This window comes from Secundilactobacillus similis DSM 23365 = JCM 2765 (genome assembly GCF_001311075.1).
GTDB classification, from domain to species: Bacteria; Bacillota; Bacilli; order Lactobacillales; family Lactobacillaceae; genus Secundilactobacillus; species Secundilactobacillus similis.
Genome location: NZ_BBAD01000016.1, coordinates 44,775 through 50,949, shown reverse-complemented (window position 1 = coordinate 50,949; position 6,175 = coordinate 44,775). Strand labels below are relative to the sequence as shown.

General features: G+C 45.9%; 2 protein-coding genes and 2 pseudogenes. All 4 read right to left on the bottom strand.

Annotated elements, in window-relative coordinates:
* Positions 1 to 120 precede the first annotated feature (120 nt).
* Positions 121 to 2,580 (bottom strand): phosphoketolase family protein, encoded by a 2,460-nt coding sequence (locus JCM2765_RS05750; RefSeq protein ID WP_054734824.1) that lies wholly within the window; start codon positions 2,578 to 2,580, stop codon positions 121 to 123.
* 424 nt (positions 2,581 to 3,004) lie between these two features.
* Positions 3,005 to 4,173: pseudogene (locus JCM2765_RS05745) on the bottom strand (MalY/PatB family protein).
* Positions 4,170 to 5,020 (bottom strand): annotated as a pseudogene (locus JCM2765_RS05740) (DUF3737 family protein). Before JCM2765_RS05740 ends, JCM2765_RS05745 begins: the two co-directional pseudogenes overlap by 4 nt.
* Before the next feature lie 213 nt (positions 5,021 to 5,233).
* Positions 5,234 to 6,079, bottom strand: a complete 846-nt coding sequence (locus JCM2765_RS05735) for an aldo/keto reductase (protein ID WP_054734823.1) — start codon at positions 6,077 to 6,079, stop codon at positions 5,234 to 5,236.
* Between the last annotated feature and the right edge of the window lie 96 nt (positions 6,080 to 6,175).

Sequence of the window (6,175 nt, the reverse complement as noted above, 5' to 3'; positions counted from 1 at the left end):
CCCGGTAGTTTAACTTAGAGACCGCTACACGTCGCTTTATGACCGCCTCGCTCCGCACACTAGCAAAAAAGCCCCGTCACCGAGACCGGCAACAGAGCTTTTAATGTTAAAATTTCAGAATTACTTGTTCAATGGCGTCCAAGCCCACTTAGTAAATTCTTCAATATCGCGACCTTCGTCACGGGTAACCTTGAAGTGCTTAGCTAAGATGTCATCCATCTTCTTGTCAAAGGCTTCGGCAGCAGCAGCGTCGATAGCACCCTTGGCAGCCAAGGTGTTAACAGCATCCTTAGCTTGGTGGAAACGGTCTAATTCTGAGTAGACACGCATATCGTAAGCAGTGGTGATGTCACCATCTTCACGGTAACCGTGGACACGTAAGCCTAAGTGTTCGCGTTCGTAGAAGAATGATTCGATCAAGTCTTCGTAACCGTGGAAACCAAAGACAACAGGAGTCCCTGATTCGCCGAAGAATGAGCTGAATTCAGCATCAGTCAAGGCACGGTCGTCGTTCAATGGGCCGTTCTTCTTTTGAAGACGTTCCAATTCAACAACGTTGACGTAACGCATCTTAACAGTTGGGAAGGCTTCGTTAACTAAGTGTAAAGCAGCCAACGTTTCGATGGTTGGTTCAACACCAGCACTTGCAAAGACGATATCAGCGTCTTCGCCTTCAGCAACAGTAGATGCCCAGTCGATGGTCTTCAAACCAGTGTTAGCCAATTCTTCGGCTTCGTCGATTGAGAACCATTGTTGACGAGGTTGCTTAGAAGCAACGATGTGGTTAACCTTTTGACGGTCAGTGAATGCACGGTCAAAGACAGCTAATAAGGTGTTACCATCAGCTGGCAGGTATTGACGGATGAAGTCAGACTTCTTTTCTGACAAGTGAGTCAACATACCTGGATCTTGGTGGGTGTAACCGTTGTGGTCTTGTTGGAACACAGTTGAAGTCGAGATCAAGTTCAATGATGGGTAATCATTGCGCCAGTCTTCAGCAGCAGCTTGACGGATCCACTTGAAGTGTTGAGTAGTCATTGAGTCAACGACACGAAGGAATGATTCGTATGAAGCGAAGATCCCTTGACGGCCAGTTAACGTGTAACCTTCCAACCAACCTTCAGCTTGGTGTTCAGATAATTGAGCATCCAAGATACGGCCTTCTGGGGCTTCGTATTGGTCGTTTGGTTCCTTAACTTTGCTCATCCATTGACGGTTAGTAATGTTGAACATTTCCCAGAGACGGTTTGACATGGTTTCGTCAGGGCCGAAGATCCGGAATGAGTTAGGGTTCTTAGTAGCAACGCCAGCAAAGAACGTAGAAAGAACGTTCATATCCATGTTACGGTTGCCATCTGGCAATTGAGTCCCACGGTTGCTTTCGTTGATTTCGTTTGCGTAATCTTTCCAGTTAGGTAAGTCAAGCAATTCAGGTTTTTCGCCACGTGCACGACCACCGTTAGCAACTGGGTTAGCTGCCATCCGCTTGTCACCCTTAGGTGCAAAGTCAGCAACTTCAGCCTTCAATGAACCGTCAGCGTTGAACAATTCAGCTGGCTTGTATGAGTTCATCCATGCTTCGAATTCTGGTAATTCGCTCAAGTTCTTTTGGCTCAAGCCAAGTGGTACTTGGTGCGCACGGAATGAATCTTCGATTGGTTCGCCGGCTGGGTTGTGAGTAGGACCGCCCCAACCCTTTGGCAAACGAGCGATAACAACTGGCCAAGCAGCGATTTCGCCATCTTCGTAACGGCCGTTTTCACGGGCGTCCTTTTGGATTGCCTTGATGTCTTCGATAGCTTGATCAAACAACTTAGCAGCCTTTTCGTGGTAAGTCATGTAATCGTGGATATCATCGTTTTCAAGGAAACGTGGTGACCAGCCTAAACCTTCGAAGAACTTCGTGATTTGTTCATCACTCATCCGACTGAAGAGCGTTGGGTTGGAAATCTTGAAGCCGTTAACGTCAAGAATTGGCAATACGGCACCGTCGTTCTTAGGGTTCAAGAACTTGATTGAGTTCCAAGCAGTCATAGCTGGACCAGTTTCAACTTCGCCATCACCAACAACCGTAAAGGCAATTTGGTCTGGGTTATCTAAAACGGCACCAGTAGCATGTGATAATGAGTAACCAAGTTCGCCACCTTCGTGGAGAGAACCAGGTGTTTGGGCAGTCATATGTGACCCAATCCCACCAGGGAATGAGAAACGCTTGTATAAGCGTGACATACCTTCAAGGTCTTGCGTGATTTCTGGATAAGCATCAGTGTAGGTACCATCCAAGTAAGAGTTAGTAACCATTACTTGGCCACCGTGACCAGGGCCACCAATGTAGAACATGTTCAAGCCGTACTTGTTGATCAAACGGTTAGCGTGAGCATAAAGGAAAGTTTGGCCTGAGATAGTCCCCCAGTGACCAATTGGCTTAACCTTAACGTCGTCTGCCTTGATTGGTGTGTTAGTTACTGAGAACAATGGGTTGCTCTTCAGGAAGATCATACCACCTGAAAGGTACGTTGTGGCACGCCACCATGCATCAACTTTTTCCAAGTATGACTTGGAATCGAAATCTACTGCCATGAAATTACACTCCTTCGTAAATAAATACAGTCTTTCAAACAATTAACGTGAATCATCAAAAGCCATTTTGTACTTGTCTAATAATACCAATATTTCGACAAAAGTCAACAATTTCTGAAATTGATACGGTCCAATTATTTATTTTTCTTTTTTCGAAGGCGCTAATCCATTGATACATCACGGTTTCACGTGACTTTCAAAAATTAATATTTTTAACGCTAATTCGGAAGAAATCGGGTAATCTCTTCTGAGTTGTCAGCCAAATTTTCAGTCGTTTTCACTAAATCCATCCCACTTAAAACGAAATCGAAACTGTTTGAATGACCTTATGCTTGTAGAAATCAAATGATTATCTTTATGCAGGATATCAAAAAAACACTCACAAAATTCGAGTGAATTTCGTGAGTGTTTTCAGCTATTACGTCTATGCCGAACGAATAATCGTCTCAACACCGCGTTTGAGTCTTTGGAGCCCATCCGTCAATCGCTCTGCCGGACATGCAACGTTGATGCGGACGAATTGATCACCATTTCCTCGATATTCAGCACCGTTAGATAAGAACAGCCCCGTCTGCGCACGCAACTGCTGACTAAACTGCGTCGCCGGTAGATTTAGTTGACTGATATCTAACCACACCAGATAGGTCGCGTCGCCTTTAACAACCCGTAATTGTGGGAGTTGTTCGGCCACGAAATTAGCAACTTGATCCTTATTGGCCTGTAATTGCTGCCGCAACGCTAGGACCCACTCGTCACTTTGCGTATACGCCGCAATTGTCGCTGGAATCGCAAAAGTGTTGGGTTCTGCAAGTTCATCCGTGTTAAGTCCCCGATCCACGATTGCCCGTAACTGCGGATTCGGCACGATGACGGTTGCCGCATGTAGTGACGCAACGTTGAACGTCTTACTTGGCGAAACACAAGTCACGCTGTGCTGCGCGTTAACGTCATTAACTGACGCAAACGGGATGTAGTCGACACCAGGCGCCGTTAAATCACCATGAATTTCATCCGAGATTACCGTAACGCCATTTTCCGCTGCCAACTGACCGATTCGACCCAACGTTTCAGCCGGCCACACAATCCCGATTGGGTTATGTGGGTTGCATAGGATCATCAACGTCGTTCGTGGCGCCGCCATTTTTGCTTCAAGGTCCGCCCAATTGATTTGGTACTGCCCATCAACGTACTGGAGGTCACTGGATAGCGTGTGCCGCCCGTTATTTTCAATCGAATGGTAGAAAATATCGTAGACGGGCGCTTGAACCAACACGTTATCACCCACGTTGGACAGTCGGCGAACGGCAGACGAAATCGTTGGCACGACACCGGTCGCAAAAATCAACCATTCCGTGTCTAACTGCCAGTGGTGCATCGTTTGGTACCACCGTTTAACCGCGTCAAAGTATGCCTGAGGAACTTCTTGATAACCAAAGATGCCTTGCTGAGCCGTTTGGCTGAGTGCCGTTATAATGCTGGCGCCGTTTTAAAGTCCATATCGGCGACCCACATTGGCAGTTCGCCATCCGCCACGTCCCACTTCACGGAATTCGTGTGTTGCCGATCGATCATTTCTGAAAATGCATCACTCATGCTGATTGCCTCCGAGTTTGAATTTGCGTCTGACTTGCCTGAATTGCCGGATCGTCAAAGATCACTTCACCAATCGCTGGCGCTTTGATTCGCCCGTTCACTGGATTCTTAACGCTGTCAATCGTCGTCGTAATCTCAGCATCGATTTCACTGCAATACTCAAAAGCCAAGTTAGTGTTGACCAACGCGCAATTCTTCATTGTCAGGTGATCCACGTAGCACAGCCCCTGCTCGCTTTCGATCCAACAGTTAATAAAGGTGATGTTCTTACTATTCCAAGCGAGGTATTCGCCAATCAGGGTTGAATCATAAACCGTCACGTTTTCGCAATTCCAAAAGGCGTCGTGCGTCTGAAACGTCGAATTGTGTACTTCGATATTACGACCACCATCAAACGCGTAGTTTCCTGACAACTGCAAATCATTCACAACCACGTTTTCGCAGTTCTTCCCAAAGTAATCGCCAGTTGCCGTCACGTGATCAAGTTGAACATCGTGACACCACCATAACGTTTCCTTAGCATCACTCATCGTCAAGTGGCTCAACTTTAAATCGCCGGCATGCCGAAACGTTTTGGTATCTTCAATCATCACGTGATCCATGGTCAAATGCGTGGTGTACCAAATGCCCGCATGAGCCCCGCCTTCAAAGTGCTCTGAGTCACCGAAATATCATCGCTGTACCAAAGCGGGTATTTCCACTTAAACAGCGTATGATCAATTTTTAAATGGTGGCCATGTTTGAGTGGTGATTCACCATTTTGAAACGTACTATTTTCAATCTGGAGGTCGTGGGCTTGAAATAGCGCCCGTTCACCCTCCATCACTTGCTGATTAATTAATTTCAATCTCTCTTTCAAACTCCTTCAATTCGTTATCGACATCTGAATGGCGACTATTCGGTCGTCAGACTATAAATCTAGTTTAAACGTTGAAGTCCACTCCAAGTCAAATTTTTTGAATCACAATTTGATAAAAATGATTGATTACTTGTCGGAAGGTTTACAACTACCCAACCTAAAAATCGAGTTCCGTCAGTTGACGAAACCCGATTTTATCAATTAATCACCAACTGGATGCCAACCACCATTTGATTGAATCCCATCCAATGTCTTCATATCATCATTGTTGATGACAAAATCCAACTTGGTGTTTGCTTCAACATGGGCCATTGCTCGGGCCTTCGGTAGCGGAACGGCGCCCTTTTGAATGACGTAACGCAGTGCTAATTGTGAGACTGTCACGTTGTAGTGCCCAGCCAACTGTTCTAGCTTAGCACTATTCAACAAGCCACCGGTTGCCAATGGTGAATAGGCTTGAACCACAATACCGTGATCTTCTGCAGTTTTCACAATGGTTGGTTGCGTATGACCAACGTAGTACTGAATCTGATCAACGGCTGGTGTCACCGTTAAGCCGTCCCAATCTAGTAAGTTTTGTAAGTCGTGAGAGTTAAAGTTAGACACCCCAATCGACTTAGCACGACCGCTGGCATAAATTTCTTGCATTGCGCGCCAGACATTACGGTTATCGTCATCGTGATTTGACCCCATATCATTCCATGGCCAGGGTGCATGAATAATATAGGAATCAACGTAGTCTAAGTTCAACGCCTTCAGACTACTTTCAAAGTCCCGTAACGTGCCTTCATAAGTTTTCGTTTCGCCGGGTAGCTTCGTTTGTACAAAGACCTCACTGCGATCGATGTCGAAATCAGCTAACGCTTCACCGACACTTTGTTCGTTCTCATAAGCTTTAGCGGTATCCAAGAAGCGGTACCCCGCCTTCAATGCGTTAGTGACCGCATCATAGGTTTCCTTGCCAGGGCGGGTTTGCCAAGTACCAAAGCCCACTTTAGGCATCTTAATGCCGTTGTTTAAATCAAAGGTTTCTGTAATGACTGTCATGGTGTACCTCCTTTAAGTTCTTTAATAGTCTACAACTTGGAGTCCACTCTAAGTCAACAATTTAGCTTGGGTAATTAACCGATAATGCTAAAATAA